The following is a 22132-nucleotide window of genomic DNA, read 5'->3' as shown; positions in this document are numbered from 1 at the left end:
GCCGTCACGCGAAGAGCCGCCGCCAGGTCTCCGGCCCCGGATATCCGTCGGCCACGCCCCCGCGCCAGCCCTGGGCCCGCTGGAACGCCTCCACGTTGCGGCGGTCCGCCTCCGTCCACTTCCGGCCGGGGCCCGTCACGTACTGCGCGCCGTATCCCTTCGCCACCAGCTGGGTGCCGAGCCTGAGGACATGGCTGTTGGACTGTCCCGGCCTGAATACGCCGCGCCCGGGATACGCCGGGGTCGTGCTGGGGCTGCCGCCCGATCCTGCGGCGGGAATCCTGCGCCCGTTGCCCTTGACCAGCAGCTTCCAGGTGTCCGGGCCGGGGATGCCGTCCGCCTCCTTGCCCTTCCATCCCTGCGCCTTCTGGAACGTCTGCGTGGCGCGCCTGTCCGCGCCGCTCCAGCGCGGCCCGGCGCCCTGCTCGTAGAAGCGCTTGCCACCCTGGGCGATGAGCATCTTCCCGAGCTGGGTCACATACGCGTTGCCGGCCCCGGCACCGAACTTCTTCACCCCGGGGAACGCGGTACCCGACCCGCTGCCGCTCGTTCCACTTGTGAGGCCGTTATGGCGGTACGCCACGTACTTGGAGGAGTTGCTCCAGTACGCCATGGGCGTCGTCGCCTTGCGGGTGTGCGGGCGGGTCTGCTCGTAGGCGAGGTAGTGACTGTGCGTGCTGTCGCTCCAGCCGCCGAAGATCGTGACGTGCGAGCCCACCGCGGGGTCGGCCAGGTTGTGGAAGAGCAGCATGTCGCCGGGCTGCAGATCGGCCCGGGAGATCTTCGTCCCGAACGAGGCGAGGCTGCCGGTCCACTCGTTGCCGCCGAGGTTCCAGGCCATGGACACATAGCCGGAGCAGTCCTGCCGGTAGCCGTCGGACCAGTACTTCTCCATGTGGTAGGGGACCTTTGAGGACACCCACTTCTTGGCGCGGTCCATGATGGCGGTCCGGGTCGTCGCGCGTGGCACGGAGTCGGGCCCGGACGGAGGCCCTGGTGAGCCGGTGCCGTTCAGGGGCCCGACCGAGCCCTGCGGGGTGACGGGCTGGGGGTCCGCGGCCCCGCCGGCCCCCGTACCCCGGTGGGCCAGGGACGCCGCCTCGGCCGCCCCGCAGGTCAGGACCATTCCGGCCGCGGTGACCAGCACCAGCGCGCGTCGCGCACCGTGGGCGGCCGGGTGGCCGCCGTACCTCACCGGCAGCGCGGCGGCGGCGCGCCGCTGCTGGGCGCACCCGGCGCAGCCGCAGTCGATGGCGGGTTCGTACTCCTCGAAGACCGGCACAGTCATGCCACTCCCTCTTCCCCTCCGCAACCGTCAGATCTTCCGTGTCTCAACTGCACGACAGACATTTCTCATGTTGACGGACCAAAGGGAAAAAACGACCATCCGACAGGCCGTACCGGCCGGGAATCGGTCAGGAGCACTCCGGCGGATCGGGTAGAGTTCTCCAGGTCAGCAGGCGCCGTTAGCTCAGTTGGTTAGAGCAGCTGACTCTTAATCAGCGGGTCCGGGGTTCGAGTCCCTGACGGCGCACGCAACAGCAAGGCCCCCTCACCGAGCGTGAGGGGGCCTTGTTCGTATACCCGGGGGCAGGGCGGTTCCGTGGCGCTGCCAACCACTTCCGCACGCCCCTTCACACACGCCACCCAAATCGTGCGTATGCCCGGTAAACAGCCTGTTTCACCCTTGCGATCACGCCACAGGTCGGACAACCTGTCCTGGTGCCGTCGTCTCCAAAGAGGCTTCGGACCCATGCAGTTGAGACGACGGAAGCAAGCATTCCGGTTGCTTTGCCCGCGGGGTGGGGGCCCCGCTCAGGCGCTGATGCCGAGGAGGCATCATGCAACCGGAAGGGTTCCATTCCATGTCTGTGTGGACGGTGACCCTTCACAGAGTGCGGACGTGGTGAACGAGGGGACCCGGCCGCTGACGAAATGACCGATCAACCACGCAGACGGCTTGCGTGCGGGGGGATGACCATGACGTCGACGCCGCCAGGCGACCGGCACGACAACGACCCTTCCCGGACGACACAGCTGCGGATACCGCCGCAGCTGCGCACCGGGGGATCACGGCGGCGCACGAAGAAGGCGCTGCCGCGCTACGACTACGAGCACTACAGCCGGCTCGCCGGGCCCCTGACCCAGCCCGACCCGACCCGGCCGTACACGGTCCAGTACCGCTCGCTCCTCTCGCAGGAGCCGCACCGGATCCGCGCGGCCCTGCTGCTCGGCGCGGCACCGCTCCTCTCGCTCGGCATGTTCGCCTGGCTGATGCAGCCCGAGCACTGGACCGAGCGCGACCCGAACCTCAAGAACGACACGCTGCTCATCCTCGACGTCGTCATGCTCGTCTCGATCGGCCTGATCGAGCTCTTCCGCACGATGAACGTCCTGTCGAACGCGCACGCGACGCTGGTGGCCCGTGACCCGGTCCCCGTCGTCCCGGAGACCGGCACCCGGGTCGCCTTCCTCACCTCCTTCGTCCCGGGCAAGGAGCCCCTGGAGATGGTGACGAAGACGCTCGAGGCAGCGGTGAAGATCAGGCACCGCGGGCTGATGCACGTCTGGCTGCTGGACGAGGGCGACGACCCCGCGGTGAAGGAGGTCTGCGCCCGGCTCGGGGTGCACCACTTCTCCCGCAAGGGCGTCGCGCACTGGAACCAGGCCAAGGGCCCGCACCGCGCCAAGACCAAGCACGGCAACTACAACGCCTGGCTCGACGCACACGGCGACGCCTACGACTTCTTCGCGTCCGTGGACACCGACCACATCCCGCTGCCCAACTACCTGGAGCGGATGCTCGGCTACTTCCGCGACCCGGACATCGGCTTCGTCATCGGTCCGCAGGTCTACGGCAACTACGACACGTTCGTCACGAAGGCCGCGGAGTCCCAGCAGTTCCTCTTCCACGCGCTGATCCAGCGCGCCGGCAACCGCTACGGCTCACCCATGTTCGTCGGCACGAGCAACGCCGTACGGATCTCGGCCCTCAAGCAGATCGGCGGTCTGTACGACTCGATCACCGAGGACATGGCCACCGGCTTCGAGATCCACCGCCACCGCAACCCGCTCACCGGAAAGAAGTGGCGCTCCGTCTACACCCCGGACGTCCTGGCCGTCGGCGAGGGCCCGACCGCGTGGACGGACTTCTTCACCCAGCAGCTGCGCTGGTCCCGGGGAACGTACGAGACGATCCTCAAGCAGTACTGGAAGGGCTGGTTCTCGCTCCCCGCGGGCAAGCTCTTCAACTACACGATGATGATCATCTTCTATCCGATGTCCGCGATGAACTGGATCCTCGCGGCACTGAGCTGCGCCCTGTTCCTGGGCATGGGCGCCTCCGGTGTGCAGATCGACCCGGTGATCTGGATGATGCTGTACGGCAACGCCTCGGCGCTCCAGATCGGCCTCTACATCTGGAACCGCCGCCACAACGTCTCGCCGCACGAGCCCGAGGGCTCCGGCGGCCTGGCCGGCATGGTGATGTCCGCACTCTCCGCGCCGATCTACGCACGCTCGCTGATGGACGCCGTACTGCGCCGCAAGAGCTCGTTCGTGGTGACGCCCAAGGGCGACTCGTCCAGCCCCGACACCCTCTTCGGCACCTTCCGTATCCACCTGTTCTTCATCCTGGTCTTCGGCGGGTCGATCGCCGCGTCCTTCTTCAACGGGCACAACCACCCGGCCATGCTGACCTGGGCCTGCCTGGCCCTGCTGATCACCGCGGCACCGATCTTCGGCTGGCGGCACTCCGTCCGTGCCGCGAAGAAGAAGAAGAAGCGCCGGGGCGGCCCTGACACCCCCCGGCCGGAGCACGCTCCGCAGGAGCAGCCCACCTGGGCCGGGAACGACCAGACCATGCAGATCGCCCTTGGGGGACGTAAACAATGAAGTACCGTCCGAGCCGCCGTACCCGCCGTCTGGCGATCAGTACGGCGGTGGTTCTGGCGCTCGCGGGCGCGAACGGTCCGTGGCTGTACCGCGTCGGCACCGAGCGCTACCACGAGTACACGATCAACAAGCCGGAGTACAAGGCGGAGAACGGCCACTGGGACTTCCTGGACATCCCCTCCGAGTACCGGATCAACACGATCCACGCGGCGCTTCTGCACACCGGCAAGGTGCTGCTCGTCGCGGGCTCGGGGAACAACCAGAAGAACTTCGACGCGAAGAGCTTCCGCTCCGTGCTGTGGGACCCGAAGGCGAACACGTACAAGAACATCCCGACGCCCAAGGACATGTTCTGCGCGGGCCACACGCAACTGCCCGACGGCAAGCTCCTCATAGCCGGCGGCACGAAGCAGTACGAGAAGCTCGAGGGTGACGTCACCAAGGCCGGCGGCCTGATGATCGTCCACAACGAGGACCCCGACAAGCCGATCACGCTGCCCGCGGGCACCCGCTTCACGGGCAAGGAGAACGGCCGGACGTTCGTCACCAAGGACCCGGTGCTCGTGGAGAAGGCCACCAAGGTCTTCGACAAGCAGACCGGTGCCTTCCTGCGCAACGACCCGGGGCTGGGCCGGATCTACGTCGAGGCGCAGAAGTCCGGTGCGAAGTACGAGACGGGCACCGAGGACAACTACCGGATCGCGGGCCTGTCGGGCTCCGACACCCGGAACGTATACGGGATCGCGCAGAAGCTGGCCCTGGACAAGAAGGACTTCCAGGGCATCAAGGAGGCCTACGAGTTCGATCCGGTGGCGGAGAAGTACATCACCGTCGACCCGATGAACGAGGCCCGCTGGTACCCCACGCTGACCACGCTCAAGAACGGCAAGGTCCTCGCGCTCTCCGGCCTGGACGAGATCGGGCAGATAGTCCCCGGCAAGGACGAGGTCTACGACCCGAAGACCAAGGAGTGGGAGTACACCGGCATCGTCCGGAAGTTCCCCACCTACCCGGCGGTCTTCCTGCTGAACAGCGGCAAGCTCTTCTACTCCGGCTCCAACGCCGGCTACGGCCCCGCGAACGTCGGCCGCGCCCCCGGCATCTGGGACCTGGAGTCCAACAAGTTCGAGAAGATCCCCGGCCTCAGCGACCCGGACAAGATGGAGACGTCGGCGACCGTACGGCTCCCTCCCGCCCAGGACGAGAAGTTCATGGTGATCGGCGGCGGCGGCGTCGGCGAGTCGGAGAAGTCCAGCGAGAAGTCGCGGCTGGTCGACCTCCGGGAGGACGACCCCAGGTTCAAGGACGGCGCGTCACTGTCCGAGGGCACCCGCTACCCGAGCGCCTCCCTCCTCCCCGACGACTCCCTGCTGGTCACGGGCGGCTCCAACGATTATCGCGGGCGCGGCGGTTCGGACAGCCTGCAGGCCCGGCTGTACGACGCGAAGTCGGACACGTACAAGCGTGTCGCGGACCCGGCGGTGGGCCGCAACTACCACTCCGGCACGGTCCTGCTGCCCGACGGGCGGGTGATGATCTTCGGTTCGGACTCGCTCTACTCGGACGAGTCGAACACGCGGCCCGGCACGTTCGAGCAGCGCATCGAGATCTACACGCCGCCGTACCTGTACCGCGATGCCCGCCCGGAACTGACGGCCGGCCCGAAGCGGATCAAGCGGGGCGGCACGGGGCTGTTCACGACGCAGCACGCGTCCTCCATCGCCTCGGCGAAGCTGATGCGGCCGAGTGCGGTCACCCACGTCACGGACACGGACCAGCGGTCGATCGCGCTGGACCTGAAGAAGTCGGCGGACAGCGTCACGGTGACGGTCCCGAAGAACCGGGCACTGGTCCCGTCGGGCTGGTACATGCTCTTCGTCACGGACGACCAGGGCACGCCGTCCGAGGGCACCTGGGTCGAGGTCCCCTGAGGCCCCTCGCCCGAAGGCTCCCCGTGCGGCCGCGCAGGCCGCACGGGGCCCTCGGCTACTTCGTGTTGCGGGCCAGGCCCAGCGCGTAGTCGGCCCACCAGTCGCCCGCCTTGGGCCCGCCCTTGCAGTCGCCGTCCGACTCGCCCGGCCGTTTGACCCACAGGTACGCGTCGATCAGTTCGTCGCCCGTCTCGGTCGTCGGGGGCTCGCCCAGCGCCCGTCCCGGCGGGTTGCACCAGTTCTCGGCGGGGTCGCCGCCGTCGTACGGGCCGTTGCCGTTGCGGCTCGTGTCGATCACGAAGGGCTTGTTGCCCACCTTCGCGGACAGCTGCTTGCCGAACTCCGTGCTGGCCGCCGTCGTCTGGAAGTTGGACACGTTGACGGCGAAGCCGTCGGCTTCCGCGACGCCCGCCCGCTGCAGGGGTTGGAACAGCGCGTCGGGCGTCTGCCACCCCGCGTTGCCCGCGTCCACGTAGACCGTGGTGCCAGGCTGCTGCTTCAGCCGCACGACCGCGCCCTTCAGCAGGTCGTACCGCTCCTCGTGGAACTCCTGCGGGGTGCACCCGTCGACCAGGTGCAGCAGCGCGTCCGGTTCGAGGACGACCGTCGCCCGGCGGTCCCCGATGCCCTTGGCGACGCTCTCCACCCAGGCCCGGTACGTGTCGCCGTCCGCCGCCCCGCCCTTCGAGAACTGTCCGCAGTCCCGGTGCGGGATGTTGTACAGGACCAGCAGGGCGTCCCGGTCGGCCTTCTCGGCCGCCTCGGTGAAGCCCTTCGCCACCTCCTGCGGGTTCTCCGGACCGATCCACTCGCCCACCGGCTGCTCGGCGATCTTCCGGATCAGGTCGGCGTTCTTCTTGTCGCCGTCCTCCGCGTAGGAGGCCACCTGCTTCGCCGCGTTCCCGTCGGGGTTGACCCAGTACGGGTCGGTCCCCTTGGGCTGCTGGTCGACGGCGGTCGGCGCGTCCCTGTCCCCGTCATCGGACGAGGAGCATCCGGCGAGCAGCAGGACCACCCCGATCGCGGCTGCCGTACCGGCCCTCAGACCGGTCGTCCTCGCGCGCGTGCGCTCGTCGGACCGGCCGGTGTAACTGCCGTACATCCATTCCCCCTCGCAGCGATGCACTACCGGTCGGATCCATCCTGGCACAGCGCTCCGGGCGGTGGACGCCTCCTCCGGCCCCGGACGTCGCTCCAAAAACCCACTGGGCCGCGCCGGTCCCCCGCCCTACAGTGTCCTGCAGTGCGGACCACCGACCTCCCGTGCTGTGCCGGGCTTCTCCCGCAGTCCGGGCACCGCGGTCGAGGACCGGCCCGGCCGGCGACTCCGAGGGGGAGCGGGCCGCCGGCCGGGCCCGGTGTGCGTGCCGGGTCCCGCCTCAGGCGCTGCTCCTGGCCGCGCCGCGCTTCTCGCCCGTCAGATACGCCGAGACGACCACGTTGGCCGTGTACGCGTGGGACTTCCGGTCGTACGTGCCGCCGCAGGTGATCAGCCGGAGCTCCGCCCGCCCGTCTTCGCGGGGCCCGTAGGCCTTCTCGGCGTCGAAGCGTTCCCGGGTGACGACCTGTACGTCGTCGATGGTGAACTCGGCGACCGTCCCGTCGGACCGGCTCACCCGGATCTTCTCGCCGGGCCGGGCCGCGCTGAGCCCGTAGAAGACGGCCGGCTTCGTCTCGGTGTCGACGTGTCCGACGAAGAGCGCGGCGCCCTCGGTGCCGGGCTCGGTGCCGCTGTCGTACCAGCCGACGGTCTGCGGCATCTCGTACGGGGGCGGGTCGATGGCCCCCGAGGTGTCGAGGCCGCGTCCGACGACGGGTGCCTCGATCCCTATCGAGGGGATCTCGACCCGCTGCGGCGTGGCCCCGTCGAGGGGGTCGTGCGCCGGTGGCAGCGGTACGCCCAGGGGACGCCCCACCGCGGCGACGTCACCGGTCGTCGGCGCGGAGCTGCCGTCGGTGGCCTCACGGCCCCACAGCCACAGTCCCAGCAGGAGGACGGCCCACGCGACACCGGTCAGCAACCGCCCGGATCCTGCGGGGCGGTCGGAGGCCGGCATGTCAGTCCAGCGCCGAACGTCGGCGTCGCGCACTGCGGAACGCGACGGTCACGGCCGCTGCGGCGCCGAGGGCGAGCCCGATCACCGCGTGCCGGGTCCCGGGACCGCTCTGCTCGGTGCCGGCCTTCTCGGCGAGGGTCGCGGTGCCTCCGCCGCCGGCCCGGACGGGGGCGACGGGCGAGGGGCGGCTGTGGTGGACGACGGTGAAGGTGCCGGTCGCCTTGCCGTGGCCGTCCTTGCAGGTCACCCAGACCTCGTAGTCGTCGGGTGCGGCGTCGGAGCGGATCCGGGCCTCGGCGAAGAGGCCTTTGCCGTCGGCCGGTGCGAAGCGCGCTTCGGAGACGAAGGCTTCGGAGTTCCCCGTGGCGGACCTGCTCTTGCCGCAGGCGTCGACCCAGAGTTCGACCTCCCCGCCGGGGGAGACGGTGGACGGATTGACGGAGACCGATCCCTTGTGGTTCTCGGTCTCGGAATCGGCCGGTGCGGCGGACGCGGGCAGGGCTATGGCCGCGGCCGCCAGAGTGGCACAGAACGTGAGGGGCAGTGAGCGCATCGTAAACCTCCTGATGGCAGGTTCACCCGCGCCACTGCTCCCCGCATCCGCTGTGGGCCGGTCGGGTGGCCTCCGGCCCGGGACGGTTACTCCGCGGGCAGGTCGACGAGGTCGACCAGGTCCGCGATCGAGTCGACGACCGTGGACGGCCGGAACGGGTAGCGGTCCATGTCGGCGTGCGTGGTGAGCCCGGTGAGCACCAGGAACGTCTGCATTCCGGCCTCGAGACCGGCGAGCACGTCGGTGTCCATCCGGTCGCCGATCATGGCGGAGGTCTCGGAGTGGGCGCCGATCGCGTTGAGTCCGGTCCGCATCATGAGCGGATTGGGCTTGCCCGCGAAGTACGGGGCCTTGCCGGTGGCCTTGGTGATCAGCGCGGCGACGGAGCCGGTGGCGGGCAGCGGGCCCTCCGCGGACGGGCCGGTCTCGTCCGGGTTGGTGCAGATGAAGCGGGCCCCGCCGTTGATCAGCCGGATCGCCTTGGTGAGCGCCTCGAAGCTGTACGTACGCGTCTCGCCGAGCACCACGTAGTCGGGCTCGTGGTCGGTGAGGACGTAGCCGATGTCGTGCAGCGCGGTGGTGAGCCCCGCCTCGCCGATGACGTACGCGGTGCCCTGCGGCCGCTGGTCGTCCAGGAACTGGGCGGTGGCCAGGGCCGAGGTCCAGATGTTCGCCACCGGCACGTCCAGGCCCATGCGCTTGAGGCGGGCGTGCAGGTCGCGGGCCGTGTAGATGGAGTTGTTGGTCAGGACCAGGAACGGCAGTCCGGACTCCCGCAGCCGCTTGATGAAGGCGTCGGCTCCGGGGATCGGCGTGCCTTCGTGGATCAGGACCCCGTCCATGTCGGTCAGCCAGGATTCGATCGGCTTGCGCTCTGCCATGGGACGGGCTCCTGCCGTACGCACTGTGCACTCGGGGTGCCGGACGCCGGCGGCACCGCGTTGTGCAGCGCCGACGTCCTTGATTTTAGGGTGCCGGTCCGACCGGGCGGAACTCTCGGGTCAGGAGGAACTGATCTTGACCCCGTCGACGACCCGGTACCGGTTGTTGCCCGCCGTGGAGCGGAACCGGACCTTGACGTCCGTGGCGCCGGACGGGACCTGGAGGGTGATCGTCTCGTCCTTGGCGACGGCGTCGGCGGTGTACGTCTCGCGGAGACGGGTGCGCCCCCGTTGTACGAGACGAGGACCTCTCCCTTCTGCGGGGCCTCCTGGCGAGGGTGGTGCAGCGCAGCACCGCCGTGATACCGCCGGTGACCGGCGTAGTACTTGGGGATGCGCCCGTGCTCCGGAATGCCGGATCGGATCGGTGCGCCGGGTGCCCGTTGTTCGGAAAGTCCACGGCCCGATGCCGGCAGACGCACATGAACTCGACATGGCGGTACCTGCGGGCAGGTCAGTCCCGCACCCTGCGGATCCTCCGGGCACCGGCCAGCGCCGCGACCCCGACGAGGAGGAGCGCGGCGGCCGTGAGCCCGGCCCCGGCGGCCCTGTCCTGTCCGGTGCGGGCCAGTTCGGGGAGCGGATTTCCGGCGGCGTCGCGGCGGGGGGTGTCCGTCCCGGTGCCGGTTTCCCTGTCGGTACCGGTTTCCTCATCGCCCGTGGCGGTGCCGGTTTCCCTGTCGGTACCGGTTTCCTCATCGCCTGCCCCGGTGCCGGCGTCCTGGTCGGTACCCGTCCCGGTGCCGGACTCCACGTCGGTGCCGCCGTCGATGTTCCCCTCGATGACCGTGAAGCTGTAGTCGTCCGACTCGCCGACCCAGTCCCCGTCACCGCCGCTCTTCTCCGCTCCCGACAGCCGCTGGACGACGGCCGCGTTGGCCGTGACCGGGCCGGGCACGGTGTCCGAGGTGAAGGCCATCCGGACCTGGACGGTGACCGTGCGCCCCGCCGCCACGGTGAAGCCGGGGAAGTCGTCGTCCTCGCCGCTGCCGAACACGCCGATCTGCTCGTGCCGTTCGGTGGTCTCCCAGGTCACGCGGTGCTGGGTGTCCGGATCGGAGCGCTCCGAGAACTCGAGCTGGATCTGGGACGGGGTGAGCGTACGGTCCCGGTCGGTGAGCACCAGTACGGGATGGATGGCGCGGCAGGTCTCGGACGTGCTGTTGGTCAGGTCGAGGTACCAGATGCCGTAGCCACCGCCGGACGCGTACGTGTCCGGACCGCCGTGGATCCGGGTCTCGATGGGGAAGTCCTCGGCGTCGGGCCGGCCGCAGACGGGCTGCCGGAGGCCGACGGCGGAGGCGAGGGCCTCCGGTGCGGCGCCCGCCTGCGTGCTGCCGAGGAGGACGGCGGGTACGGCGAATCCGGCCGCCAGCCCGAACGTCCCTAGAGTGGAGAAGACACGGCCGTCGCGCAGTCGTGCGGCTGGTTTGGGGGGCATGGACGGACACCCTTCGCTGCTCGCGAACGACCGGCTCGGGGGTGCCGGCTGCCGCGGACGACGCTGCCACGCACCTACGGGGGATGCCACCTCCCGGCGGGTAAATCCGCCCGTTCGGGCGGCGGAGTCCGCCCGAACAGCCCTGATCGGGGCCGTTCGGTGCTGCTCAGCCCTGGTCCCCGCCCTCGCCCACCCGGCCGAACACGGGCGCCAGGACCAGCTGGGCCGCCCCTTCGGCGACCGGGCGGTCGCCGCCGCCCGCGACGGTGACCGGTACCGGGGCGCCGGTGCCGTCCCGGCGGGCGCGCTCCTCGATCACGGCACGCACCCCTCGTACGTACGCGTCCTCGTCGGCGGCGACGGTGCGGCCGCCGAGGACCACCCGGTCGATGTCGAGCAGCCCGACGAGGTTGGCGGCGCCCGCCCCGAGGACCCGGGCCGCCTCGGCGATGTCACCGCGGGCCACGGCGGCCAGGCAGAGCGCCTCGATGCAGCCCCTCCCGCCGCAGCCGCACGGGGGGCCGTCGAGCTGGAGGGTCTGGTGGCCGAACTCCCCCGCACCGGTACGGGCTCCGCGGTGCACCGTCCCGCCGAGGACGATCCCGGCGCCGAGCCCGGTGCCCAGGTGCAGATACGCGAAGCCGGCCGCGCCGCGTTCGCGCAGGGCGAGGCCGAGGGCGGCGGCGTTGGTGTCCTTGTCGAGGACGACGGGCAGCCCGGTCCGCTCGGCGAGCGCGTCCCGCAGGGGGTAGCCGTCCCACTGCGGGAACCCGGTGACGCGGTGCAGTACGCCGGCCCGGTGGTCCAGGGGACCCGGCATCGCGACCCCCACGCCGAAGACCGGCCGGTCCTGGGTCCAGGGCGCCCCTGCCCGTACCGTCTCCACCGCACGGGCCGCGGTCGCGACGACCTCGGCGGCCGGAGCGCCGAGGTCGAGAGGGGTGGTCCGGGTGCCGACCGGGGTGCCGGACAGATCGACCAGGACGGCTGTCAGTTCGTCACGGTCCAGGTGGAGCCCGACGGCGTACCCCGCGTCCGGAACCAGTCGCAGCACCGTACGGGGCTTGCCGCCCGTGGAGGCGAGATGACCGGCCTCGGCCGCCAGCCCCTCCGTGCGCAGCCTGCCGGTGATCTTGCTGACGGCCTGCGGGGTGAGTCCGGTGCGCTCGGCGAGCTCCAGCCTGCTGATCCCGCGCTCACCGGCCACGCGCAGCAGGTCGAGCACGAGCGAGGCGTTGTGGTGACGCAGGGTCGGCAGGTTCGCACCGCCGCCGCCCCTGGTGTTGCTCCTGTTCACCCGACCATTGTCCCTATGGCTTGCACTTTGGCAACAGCGTTGCTTAAGTGGTTTGCATGACTGCCAACGCTCCTCTCCGCGTCGGACTCGTCGGCTACGGCCTGGCGGGCTCCGTCTTCCACGCCCCGCTGATCGCCGCGACCGAGGGCCTCGCACTCGACACGGTCGTCACTTCGAACGAGGAGCGGCGGGCGCAGGCCCGCGCCGAGTTCCCCGGTGTGCGGTTCGCCGCCTCGCCCGACGAGCTCCTCTCGCGCGCGGACGAGCTGGACCTCGTCGTGATCGCCTCCCCGAACAGGACTCATGTCCCGATCGCGACGGCCGCGCTCGAGGCCGGCCTGTCCGTGGTCGTGGACAAGCCCCTCGCCGGTACCGCCGCCGAGGCCCGCGAGCTGGCGGCGCTGGCGGACGGCCGGGGGCTGCTGCTCTCGGTCTTCCAGAACCGTCGCTGGGACAACGACTTCCGCACGCTGGCGCAGCTGATCGAGGACGGCGAGCTCGGCGACGTGCTGCGCTTCGAGTCCCGTTTCGAGCGGTGGCGTCCGGAGCTGAAGGGCGGCTGGCGCGAGTCGGGCGACCCGGAGGAGATCGGCGGGCTGCTGTTCGACCTGGGCAGCCACGTCGTCGACCAGGCGCTCACCCTGTTCGGGCCCGCCGTGCAGGTGTACGCGGAGTCCGACGTGCGCCGGGCCGGTGCGGTGGCCGACGACGACACGTTCATCGCGATCACGCACACGAACGGCGTCCGTTCGCACCTGTACGTCAGTGCCACGACGGCCCAGCTGGGCCCGCGCTTCCGGGTGCTCGGCTCGAAGGCCGGCTATGTGAAGCACGGCCTGGACCCGCAGGAGGCCGCCCTGCGCGACGGTGTCCGCCCGTCGGCCGGCGAGCCCTGGGGCGAGGAGCCGGAGGAGCTGTGGGGCCGGCTCGGCGCCGGTGAGTCGCCGCTGACCGGCGGCGGCAAGCCGGTCCGTACGCTCCCGGGCGACTACCCCGCGTACTACGCGGCCGTCGCGGCGGCCCTGCGCGGCACCGGTGAGAACCCGGTGACCGCCCTGCAGGCCGCCGCGGCGCTGGACGTCCTGGAGGCGGCGCGCCGCTCGGCCCGCGAGGGCGTCTCGGTCACCCTTCTTCCCCACCACGACGAGGAGCAGCACGCATGAGCCCCAGCGCTCCGACCATTTCCGAGCTCATCGCGCAGGAGCGGCGTCTGACGCTGCCGCACTTCAGCTACGACGACGCGTACGCGCTGGGCGGTCTCCTCGTCGCGCTGGCCCGCGACCGGCACGCCCCGGTCGCGATCGACATCCGGCGCGGCGCGCAGCAGTTGTTCCATGCCGCGCTGCCGGGTTCGAGCGCGGACAACGACGCCTGGATCGACCGCAAGCGCAAGGTCGTGGAGCGGTACGGGGAGAGCTCCTACCTGGTGGGCACCCGCTTCCGGGCGAAGGGCACCACCTTCGAGGAGTCCTCGCGCCTGGACCCGGACACGTACGCGGCGCACGGCGGATCGTTCCCGATCTCTGTCGAGGGCGCGGGCGTGATCGGCTCGGTCACGGTCTCGGGCCTGCCCCAGGCCGAGGACCACGCCCTGGTGATCGAGGCCCTGGAACAGTTCGCCACCCGGCGCACGGCCTGACACAGGAAGCCCGTCCGGCGATCGCGGAAAACCGTCAGCCGGACGGGCCCTGCGACACCCCGCCCGGGGCCTACGCGTCCTTGAGCGCCTGCCGCTGCCGCCCCAGCCCCTCGACCTCGAGCTCCACGACATCCCCGGCCCGCAGATACGGCTTCGGCTCCGGCCGGCCCATCGCCACCCCCGCGGGCGTACCCGTGTTGATCACGTCCCCCGGGTACAGCGTCATGAAGTGGCTGAGGTAGCGCACGACCTCTCCCACCGGGAAGATCTGGGCCGCCGTCGTGCCGTCCTGCTTCAGCTCCCCGTTGACCCACAGCCTCAGCGGCAGCGCCTGCGGGTCGGGCACCTCGTCCGCCGTCACGAGCCACGGCCCCAGCGGGTTGAACGTCTCGCAGTTCTTGCCCTTGTCCCAGGTGCCGCCGCGCTCGATCTGGAACTCGCGCTCCGACACGTCGTGCGCCGTCGCGTACCCGGCGACATGGCCGAGTGCCTCCTCGGCGGAGTCCAGGTAGCGGGCGGTGCGGCCGATGACCACCGCGAGCTCGACCTCCCAGTCCATCTTGCGGCTGCCGCGCGGCACGAGCACCGTGTCCTCGGGCCCGACGACGGTGTCCGGAGCCTTGAAGAACAGGATCGGCTCCTCCGGGATCGCCGCACCCGTCTCGGCGGCGTGGTCGTGGTAGTTCAGCCCGATGCACACGATCTTGCCGATCCGGCCGACCGGGGGCCCGATCCGCAGCCCGTCCGCATCGAGCGGCGGCAGCACGTCGGGGGTCGCCGCCGCCTCCCGCACCCGGTCCAGCGCCGACGCGTCGCCGAGCAGCTCACCGTCGATGTCGGTGACGAGCCCGGAAAGGTCGCGCAGGGTGCCGTCACGGTCAAGCAGCGCGGGGCGTTCCGCTCCCGCCGTACCTACTCGAAGCAGTTTCAACGGTCCATCTCCCCTTGGTCGAGATCGAGCCCGCCGGTGGGTTGCGGCCAACGAAGAGCTTGGCTGATCCTCCAAGACATCCGATCACCCCGCAAGACCCTGTTCACTTACTGGGACCACGTCCGCAGGAGTCCTCCATGGATTCCGGGGCGCGCCGACTGGGCCTTCACCGGGTGGAGCGAGGGATCCGAGGGGCCCGCACGCCCTCCAACGGGTGAAGAGGAACGGTTCTCCGGCGGCCGTTGGAGTGGCGGTGAGCATCGCCCCACCAGTACGGGGGCAGCGTGGGACCGATCCCACTCCTTCTTCCAGAGGACTGCTTCCATGCGCCTTCGCCACACCGTCGCCGCCGCCCTCGGCGCCCTCACCCTCGTCGTCACCCTGCCGACCGCAGCCTCCGCCGCCACCGGTCAGTTCAGGTACACGTACGAGACCGACGAGGGCTACGAGGCGGTCGGCTTCCTGAACGACCCGCCGAGCGGCGAGTGCATCAACCTCCCCGGCGCCGACTCCGACGCGCTGCCGCCCGCGTACGCCCCGAAGAACCTCACGGACGCGACGGCCACCGTCTTCCTCACGGCCGACTGCGAGGGCGACGTGTACTACACGCTGCGTCCCGGCGGCGGCGCCTCGGACCGTCTGAAGGTCCGTTCCGTGGTCTTCGCCTGATCGAGCCCGCCGGCCCCCGCGGTCTGCTCACCTCAGAGCGCGGGGGCCGGCGCGGCCACCGTGGCCGGGGTGTCCCGGTAGAGGTACGCCCGCTCGATCGCGGTCCAGGTGGTGCTGGTGACGATGTACAGGGCCGCGGCCAGCGGCACGAAGGCCACGGAGAACAGCGTCAGGAACGACATCAGCGGCATCACCTTCGTCATCGCGCCCATGCCCGGCACCGGCTGCCCGTCGGGGCCGGTCGCGGGGGTCACCGGGTTCGCCGCCATCTGGCGCTTCGTGCGGCCGTAGTTGAACGTGGCGACGGCGGCGACGATCACGAAGAGTGCGAGGTAGACCAGCCCCTGCGTACCGAAGGGGCCGCCGTCGGCGAGCGCGTCGTGCCAGCGTTCGCCGAGAGGTGCGCCGAAGAGCTCGTGGCCGAGCAGCGAGTTCGGGTCTCCGCCGATGCTCCGGCTGGAGAAGAGGTGGTACAGCAGGAAGAAGGCCGGCATCTGGAGCAGGCTGGGCAGGCAGCCGGAGAACGGCGAGACCTTCTCCTTCGCGTGCAGCTCCATGAGCGCCTTCTGCATGCGCTCGGGGTTCTTCGCGTGCTTCTTGCGCAGCTCGGTGATCTGCGGCTGGAGCTTGGTGCGGGCCTTCTGCCCGCGCGCCGCGGCGCGCGACAGGGGGTGCACGGCCAGCCGTACGAGGGCGGTGAACAGGACGATCGCGGCGGCGGTGGACGCGGTCTGGAAGAGCGGCTGGAGCAGATCGGCGAGCGCGCCGACCAGGCTCGCGAAGGCGGACATGAAAGCGGACATGGGTGAGCCCTCCGGGGGTCTCGTCGTGCCGGGAAGAGTGGAACTCGGCAGGACGACCCGCGCGGGGAGTACGAGGAGGAACTGCTCCCTACGCGGCCGTCAGGAGGACGGACCCGGGCGCTCGGGGCCTGGTGCGCCCCCTGGCGTCGGGATCCCGCTGCGGAAGGAACGCGGTGCGCTTCTCCCTGTCGCGCATCGCGGTGCGCACCCGGGTGCGGGGCACGGGGACCGCGCAGCGTGCGCTGATGACGGAGCAGACGAGGAGCGCCGATCCGGCTGCGGCGGTGGCGGCGAGCGCGACCGCGGCGGAGAAGCTGCCGCCGTCGGCGAGCAGGACCTCGGTGAGGAACAGGACGAGGAACGCGGCGGGCCGGAGCAGTCGGGCGACCGTACGACGCAGACGGTTCATGTCGTTCATCGGTCCCTCCTCCTCCTTGTCGTGCGGCGCGTGCGCGCCTGGCCCGGTCTGTCCTGCTGGTCCTTCATGTCCCCCAGCCGTTATACACGATCGGCCTCACGACCCGCCTCGAGCGGCTGAGGGATCCTGCCGGGCGGGAGCGGGGCACGGGCCGTCCGGATTCGCCGGGCGCCGCCTGCGCTGTGGCCTCCACCACGGCTCCATCCGTTGCTCTCTCCCCCGGCCCCTGTACCGCAGTACGGTGTGGTTCATGCGCCCCGACACGCCTGCCGACCACACCACCGAAGCCGAGCGCCTGCTCCGCACCGCGGCGCAGTACCCCGAGGACCACGAGCCGCTGTTCCTCCAGGCCGCGGCCCACCTGGAGCTCGCCGGCGACCGCGCCCGCGCCGCCACTCTGTACGACGAGCTGCTCGCGTCCTCCGAAACCGCCGTCGACAACCCGCATCTGGTCAAAGCGCTCAAAGCGGCCAACCTCTGGGAGTACGGCCACGAGGCGGAGGCCCGCGCGATCATCGACGGCATCCGCGCCGCCGGACCGCTCGACGCGGCGCCGTGGGAGATCATCGCGGAGACGCTCGAGGCCCACGACGAGCTGGAGTCGGCCCACGACTTCTTCTCGGCCGCGCTGAAGCTCCTGCTGTCTCCGGGCGAGGAGGTGCCGTACGCCACCCAGTCGCTGCTGACCGGACGCCACCGGGTGCGCAGGCTGATGGGGGTCGGTCACGACGCGTGGGACGAGCTGGCCGACACGCTCCACACGGCGGCCGTGCCGCTCGACGAACTCCACGACCCGAAGCGTCTGTGGGCCCTGGGCTCCTCGGATCCGGGCGAGCTGCGGGCGGAGATCAACCGCATCCGCGCCGAGCTGGGCACCTACCGCACGGCGCTCTCCCGCCCGTTCCCCGTAGCGGTGCTGCACTGGCCCGAGGACGAGCTGCGTGAGCTGCTCACCGCCTACCCGGAGCTGACCCAGGAGTACCTCAGCCACGCCGACCACCTGGGACGCCTGGAAGCCGCCCTGCGGGACCTGCACGCCACGGGTACCCCGAATCTCGGCATCGTCACGGGCACGGTCCCCTCGTACGAGGCGTTCGCCGCGTCGGAGGCCGCCTCCCCGTCCGACCCGGACCTGCTCCCCCAGTACGCCACCACCCTCGCGGCCCGAGGCCGTGCGGTCCCGTGGCCCCCGGCACGCAGTGCGGCGTGCTGGTGCGGCTCGGCGCGCACGTACCGGGAGTGCCACGGCGCGGCGTGACGTGCTCGCGCCCCCGCCCGTTCACTTGCCCGCGAAGGCGTCCCGCAGGTCGGCGTCCAGCTCGGTGGCCGCCGCGTCGCTGTCCGGCGACCTGGCGGCCAGCAGTGCGTGCACATGGGACTGCAGTACGTGGGTGAACGCCCCGTAGTACGGGGTGCGCGGGCGCTGCACCGCCTCGTTCAGTGCCGCGCTCAGGGTCCGTCTGTACGCGTCGCGCGCCGACGCCCCCTGGTCCTTCCGGGCACCCTCTCCCGACGGAGCCGGCGTCCCGGTCGGCGTGGCCGCGGTACCCGCCGCCTCCGGCGAGTCCCCGGCGGTCCGCAGCGCGGCGGCCACCCGGGGCCAGCAGGGCCATCGGGAGTCGTTGGAGTACGCGGAGGCCCGGGTCGCGGCGAAGCCCGCGTCGAGCAGACAGCGCTCGCTCTCCCTCGAGGTCAGGAACGTGACGAGTTCGCGGGCGTTCTCGGCGCGGGGCGAGTCCGCGGTGACGGCGAGGTTCTGCCCGCCGAGCACGGCGAAGCCCGGCAGCCGGTTCACCGAGTACGCCTCGGGTGGCAGCAGTGCCTTCAGCGCCCCGTACACGTAGGGCCAGTGGCGCATGAACACGGCGCGTCCTGCGGCGAAGTCGGTGAGTGCCGCCGTCTCGTCCGAGGAGAGGGCGGCGGGCTGGATCCGGCCGAGTCGGGCGCGGTCGAGCAGTTCGTCGAGCCCCTTCTTCAGCTTCTCGGGGCTCGACGTGTAGCGGCCTTCGCTGTCGGCGAGTTCGACGCCCGCACTGGCGAAGGCCTCGATGGCGTTGGCGGTCAGCCCCTCGTACTGCTTCAGCTGGGTGGTCCAGCCGGCGCGGTCGTCCGTGCGGTCCGGGCTGAGCGCGAGGGTTCCCACGGAGGCGTAGAGATCGTCCCATCTCCAGGCGGCGGTGGGCTGCCGGCCGGTCTGGATTCCGGCGGCCGTCAGCAGGTCGGGGCGGTAGTAGAGGAGGCCGACGTCCGTGTTGAACGGCCGGGCGTAGGAGCGGCTCTTCCAGACCGTCGTCGCGTGGACCCGCTTGATGAAGTCGAGATCGACGGCGTCGGCACCGTCGTCGTCACCACTGCCGCTGCCTGTGCCGGTGCCTGTGCCGGTGCCGGTGCCGGGCATCGGGCTGATGAGTCCGGCCTCGGCGAATTCGGGGATCCAGGTGATGTCGAGGTTCACCACGTCGTAGCGGGCACTGCCGGACTGGAGCGCGCCGAGGAGTTGACTGCGCTGCTGGTCGGCGCCGCCGGGCAGTTCGACGAGTTTGGCCTGCTGGGACTTGTTCTCGGGCCTGCGGTTCCACTCCTCTATGAGCTGCTGCCGTACGCCCCCGGATCCGGTGACGTCGAGCCCGCTGGCGACGACGATGGGCCCTCGCGCCTCGCCCTTCCCGTCGGGCGGGGGTGTGTCGTCGGAGCCTCCCGTACAGGCGGCGCACGCGAGGGAGAGCAGACAGGCGACCGCGGCGACGGCGCGGGCGGCGGGCCGCCGATACTGACGGTTCGTCACCTGGCGTCTCCTGTTCCGGTCTTGGCGACTTCCGCCGCCAACTCGGTCGGAATGTCGTCGGCCGGGTCCAGGCAGCGCCCGCCGGTCGCCTCGGTGAGCCGCTCGCCGAACCTGCCGGCCGAGCAGCCGCCGCTCTGCAGCGAGACCGCCACGATCCTCACGGGAGGCCCCTGCCGGGCGTCCGCGAGCAGCCGGTCCCGCTCCTTCTTCCCGATGGCGGCGGAGTCCTCGTCGTCGGTGACCAGGACGAGGAGCCGCGGCTGTTCGTCGTCGGTGGACCCTCCGCGCAGGGTGGCGAGGGCGTCGCGCAGCCCGTCCGCGATCCGGGCGTGGCGATCGGCGGTCCCGGCCGCGGCGACGGCCCGCCGCGCGCTGTCGCGCTGCCCGGCGTCCCGGGCGTTCGGCCCGAACGGCACCACGTCCGTGGCCCGCTTCCCCTCCCGCACGGCCAGTGACCACACGCCGTACGTGTCCTTGGCACCCAGCGACCCCATCGAACGCGTCACCAGTTCCTTGGCCCGTCCTGTTCCGTCCCAGACCCGCTTGTCCGCCATCGAGGTCGAGTTGTCCAGGAGGTAAAGGACCCGTCCCGGCCCGAGGGCCTCCCTGTAGCGGCGCAGGGTGTCGCTCAGCGAGGCGGCCGTGACCGTGCTCGTGCCGGCCGGCGGGAGCTGCTCCCGTACGGCTTCCTCGTTGGCGTCCGCCGTGAGCGGCGAGGCATCGGCGGGCGGGGCGGGGCTGCCGTCCTTGCCCAGACCGCGGAAACCCTCGTCGGTGAACAGCTTCTGCGCGTCGGGGTCCTCGGCCAGCCACGTGTGGAAGTCCGTCACCGCAGTCCTGCGCGCGTCGGCGTCCCGGCCCGCGTCGTCCCAGGTGACCCGGATGAACGGCAGGTCCAGGACCGGTACGTCGGACGGGTACTGGGCGGTGCGGCCGTCCAGGGTGTCCGTCGCGCAGGACGGGTGGCCGGGGTCCGTGGGGCGCAGGTTGAACTGCGCCATGGTCTGCTCCGGTACGAGGACGGCGGCCCTGTCCTCCAGGGCGTTGCGGGACCCGTCGGCCAGGGCGCACATCAGCTCCCTGGCGGTGGAGGGCATCGGCCGCAGCGCCTGGGCCATGCCCTGCTCGAGCACCGACGCGGGCCCGGAGCCCTCGGACGCGTACAGGGCCCCGGTCGACAGCAGGGCCCCCTCCGTGCCCTCCGGGTCGGGCCGCAGTACGGCGACCGGCTCCTTCTGCGCCCCCCGCAGCGCGGAGATGATCGAGCCGAGCGGGGTACCGGTCTGTACGGCCTTCGCCAGCGGCATGGTGTACGGCACGGCGAGGACCATCGGGGTGAACGCGAGGGGGCCGAGCGGCTCCAGCGTCACGACGCTGTTCCCGGCGCCCTCGTCGGAACCGGCTGCCCTCGCCGAGGCGGAGGCTGCAGCGGTGCCTCCGGCGGCGCCGCTCTCCCCCGTGTCCGTCGCCCGCTGCCACGCACTCCCGGCGGCCGGAATCCAGATGTCCGGCTGGGCGCCGAGGTCCCGTTGGGGCCGCAGGCAGTCGCCCGACGCGGGGCAGGCGGCGGGCGGCTCCTGCCAGAGCGAGGAGGACCGGAAGGCCGCCACGGCGTCCGTGGCCTTGGCGTCGTACACGGTGATGTTGGTGGCCCGGCAGTCGGCGCCCCCTTCCCGCTGCCGCTTCGGGTAGGCGTCGGCGGCCCGCTGGACGGTGGAACGGATGTCGGGGTCGGCGAGGACGCGCAGCTCCAGGGGCGGCGCACAGGAGGTGGATCCGCCCGGTGGAAGGCCCGTGAGGAGCCAGGCGCCCCCTCCGGCGAGTACGGCAACGCCCGTGAGAACGAGGGTGGTTGTGCGGGTCGTGCGGCGGGCCCGCACCAGGAGCCGGCGGCCCACGACAGCGGCTGAGGGCAGTCGCCGCCGCCGGGGCTCCGGCGGAGCGACCGGGGGCGAAGGCCGTGGCGGGGGCGGCGGGGAAGGCGGCGGCGGTGCGTCTCCCGTGAGGGCGAGCACCACATCGTCGCCGTGCCGCCGCTCCTCCGGAATCCACGGGTGCCCGTCGACGGCTTTGAGCGGTGCCATCGCCTCGCGTATCCCCGTGACGACGCGGGTGAACGTCGCCGGCTCGGGCCCGGCGGTGGACCCGGTCAGCAGGCGGTGCAGAGCCGCGGTGAACTCCGTACCGGTGGCGGGGTCGCCGGGCGGGATCTCCACGCCCGGCTCCGCCGCGGTGAGCAGGGCGAAGTTCTGGCCGACGGCAGGGGTGAACGAGGAGAGCGCGTTGCCCGCGAAGCAGCAGTCGAGGATGACGACCACCCACTCGGCGCGGGCGTTGCGCAACTCGGGCATGACGTCGTCCCGCCAGGACAGGGTGTCCACGAAGGGGTGGTGCCGGTCCCGGGTGACGCGCGAGTCGGTGAACATCAGGTTGAGGTCGCTGCCGTCGGGGCGCACGATGCCGTGCCCCGCGAAGTAGACGATCAGCAGGCCGGTCACCTCGTCGCGGGCAGCGCCGAGCGCCGCACGCACCTGGAGCGGATGGACGGCCCCGGACCCGTCCGGCTCCCCGGCTTCCGGAACGATGACGAGATCCGCCGGATCCAGCACCCCGGTGCCTTCGGCGGTCAGTGCCTCGGCCATGAGGCGAAGGCTGTGCCGCACAGCCGGCAGGTCGTTCCGGTTACCGGTGTAGGTCTCCACCCCGACGAGCACGGCGCGGTGCCGCTCGGCTCTGTTCTCCTCGCCGCGCGCGTTGTACGGCGGCACGGCGG

Annotated in this window: 18 protein-coding genes, 1 tRNA gene and 1 pseudogene; 7 read left to right on the top strand and 13 right to left on the bottom strand. The window is 71.4% G+C overall.

Annotated features, from left to right (window positions below):
- Window positions 1–4: 4 nt before the first annotated feature.
- Complete coding sequence (locus OG844_RS32000) at window positions 5–1288, bottom strand: peptidoglycan-binding protein (RefSeq protein ID WP_406394975.1); 1284 nt, start codon at window positions 1286–1288, stop codon at window positions 5–7.
- Between the two features lie 172 nt (window positions 1289–1460).
- Between OG844_RS32000 and OG844_RS31995 the strand changes: the two genes are divergently transcribed.
- The 3 genes from OG844_RS31995 (at window position 1461) to OG844_RS31985 (ending at window position 5825) form a co-directional block, all read left to right on the top strand.
- Window positions 1461–1534 (top strand) — tRNA-Lys (locus OG844_RS31995).
- A 446-nt stretch (window positions 1535–1980) separates the two neighbouring features.
- Window positions 1981–3894, top strand: a complete 1914-nt coding sequence (locus OG844_RS31990) for a glycosyltransferase family 2 protein (protein WP_406394974.1) — start codon at window positions 1981–1983, stop codon at window positions 3892–3894.
- Window positions 3891–5825: a galactose oxidase-like domain-containing protein gene (locus OG844_RS31985; protein WP_406394972.1), complete on the top strand. Its 1935-nt coding sequence runs from the start codon at window positions 3891–3893 to the stop codon at window positions 5823–5825. Before OG844_RS31990 ends, OG844_RS31985 begins: the two co-directional genes overlap by 4 nt.
- 55 nt (window positions 5826–5880) lie before the next feature.
- On the opposite strand, the gene OG844_RS31980 is transcribed toward OG844_RS31985, so the two are convergent.
- The 7 genes and pseudogenes from OG844_RS31980 to OG844_RS31950 form a co-directional block, all read right to left on the bottom strand.
- Window positions 5881–6927 (bottom strand): glycoside hydrolase family 6 protein, encoded by a 1047-nt coding sequence (locus OG844_RS31980; RefSeq protein WP_406394971.1) that lies wholly within the window; start codon window positions 6925–6927, stop codon window positions 5881–5883.
- Between the two features lie 277 nt (window positions 6928–7204).
- A complete protein-coding gene (locus OG844_RS31975; RefSeq protein ID WP_406394970.1) occupies window positions 7205–7882 on the bottom strand; it encodes a class F sortase in 678 nt (225 codons plus the stop codon).
- Between the two features lies 1 nt (window position 7883).
- Window positions 7884–8435 (bottom strand): hypothetical protein, encoded by a 552-nt coding sequence (locus tag OG844_RS31970; protein WP_406394968.1) that lies wholly within the window; start codon window positions 8433–8435, stop codon window positions 7884–7886.
- An 86-nt stretch (window positions 8436–8521) separates the two neighbouring features.
- Window positions 8522–9316, bottom strand: a complete 795-nt coding sequence (locus OG844_RS31965) for an HAD-IIA family hydrolase (protein ID WP_406394967.1) — start codon at window positions 9314–9316, stop codon at window positions 8522–8524.
- A gap of 377 nt (window positions 9317–9693) precedes the next feature.
- Window positions 9694–9776 (bottom strand): annotated as a pseudogene (locus OG844_RS31960) (GntR family transcriptional regulator); the annotation flags it as partial.
- 54 nt (window positions 9777–9830) lie between these two features.
- Window positions 9831–10817, bottom strand: a complete 987-nt coding sequence (locus OG844_RS31955) for a hypothetical protein (RefSeq protein ID WP_406394965.1) — start codon at window positions 10815–10817, stop codon at window positions 9831–9833.
- Window positions 10818–10983: 166 nt separating this feature from the next.
- Complete coding sequence (locus OG844_RS31950; RefSeq protein ID WP_406394964.1) at window positions 10984–12114, bottom strand: ROK family protein; 1131 nt, start codon at window positions 12112–12114, stop codon at window positions 10984–10986.
- A gap of 56 nt (window positions 12115–12170) precedes the next feature.
- On the opposite strand from OG844_RS31950, the gene OG844_RS31945 reads away from it, so the two are divergent.
- Entirely contained in the window at window positions 12171–13277 is a 1107-nt protein-coding gene (locus OG844_RS31945; protein ID WP_406394962.1) for a Gfo/Idh/MocA family oxidoreductase, read from the top strand.
- Complete coding sequence (locus tag OG844_RS31940; RefSeq protein WP_406394961.1) at window positions 13274–13753, top strand: heme-degrading domain-containing protein; 480 nt, start codon at window positions 13274–13276, stop codon at window positions 13751–13753. The genes OG844_RS31945 and OG844_RS31940 overlap by 4 nt, the downstream gene beginning before the upstream one ends.
- Window positions 13754–13823: 70 nt before the next feature.
- On the opposite strand, the gene OG844_RS31935 is transcribed toward OG844_RS31940, so the two are convergent.
- On the bottom strand, window positions 13824–14684 hold the full coding sequence (locus tag OG844_RS31935; protein WP_406394960.1) for a fumarylacetoacetate hydrolase family protein: 861 nt from the start codon (window positions 14682–14684) through the stop codon (window positions 13824–13826).
- Between the two features lie 324 nt (window positions 14685–15008).
- On the opposite strand from OG844_RS31935, the gene OG844_RS31930 reads away from it, so the two are divergent.
- The gene (locus tag OG844_RS31930; protein ID WP_406394959.1) at window positions 15009–15353 is read left to right on the top strand and encodes a hypothetical protein; all 345 of its coding nucleotides are present in this window, start codon (window positions 15009–15011) and stop codon (window positions 15351–15353) included.
- A 32-nt stretch (window positions 15354–15385) separates the two neighbouring features.
- Here the strand turns inward: OG844_RS31930 and OG844_RS31925 are convergent, their stop codons facing one another.
- Window positions 15386–16156 carry a YidC/Oxa1 family membrane protein insertase gene (locus OG844_RS31925; protein WP_406394958.1) on the bottom strand — a complete coding sequence of 257 codons (771 nt, stop codon included), beginning with the start codon at window positions 16154–16156 and terminating at the stop codon, window positions 15386–15388.
- Between the two features lie 88 nt (window positions 16157–16244).
- On the bottom strand, window positions 16245–16574 hold the full coding sequence (locus OG844_RS31920) for a DUF6412 domain-containing protein (protein ID WP_406394957.1): 330 nt from the start codon (window positions 16572–16574) through the stop codon (window positions 16245–16247).
- 250 nt (window positions 16575–16824) lie between these two features.
- Here OG844_RS31920 and OG844_RS31915 point away from each other — a divergent pair, with 250 nt between their 5' ends.
- Window positions 16825–17832 (top strand): SEC-C metal-binding domain-containing protein, encoded by a 1008-nt coding sequence (locus OG844_RS31915; protein WP_406394956.1) that lies wholly within the window; start codon window positions 16825–16827, stop codon window positions 17830–17832.
- A gap of 21 nt (window positions 17833–17853) precedes the next feature.
- On the opposite strand, the gene OG844_RS31910 is transcribed toward OG844_RS31915, so the two are convergent.
- Both OG844_RS31910 and OG844_RS31905 read right to left on the bottom strand, forming a co-directional pair.
- Window positions 17854–19359 (bottom strand): extracellular solute-binding protein, encoded by a 1506-nt coding sequence (locus OG844_RS31910; RefSeq protein WP_406394955.1) that lies wholly within the window; start codon window positions 19357–19359, stop codon window positions 17854–17856.
- Entirely contained in the window at window positions 19356–22127 is a 2772-nt protein-coding gene (locus OG844_RS31905; protein WP_406394954.1) for a caspase family protein, read from the bottom strand. Before OG844_RS31905 ends, OG844_RS31910 begins: the two co-directional genes overlap by 4 nt.
- Window positions 22128–22132: the final 5 nt, after the last annotated feature.

It is taken from the genome of Streptomyces sp. NBC_00887, from assembly GCF_045207585.1.
Note: the sequence above shows the minus strand (reverse complement) of the source record. Positions and strands in the feature narration are given on the sequence as shown.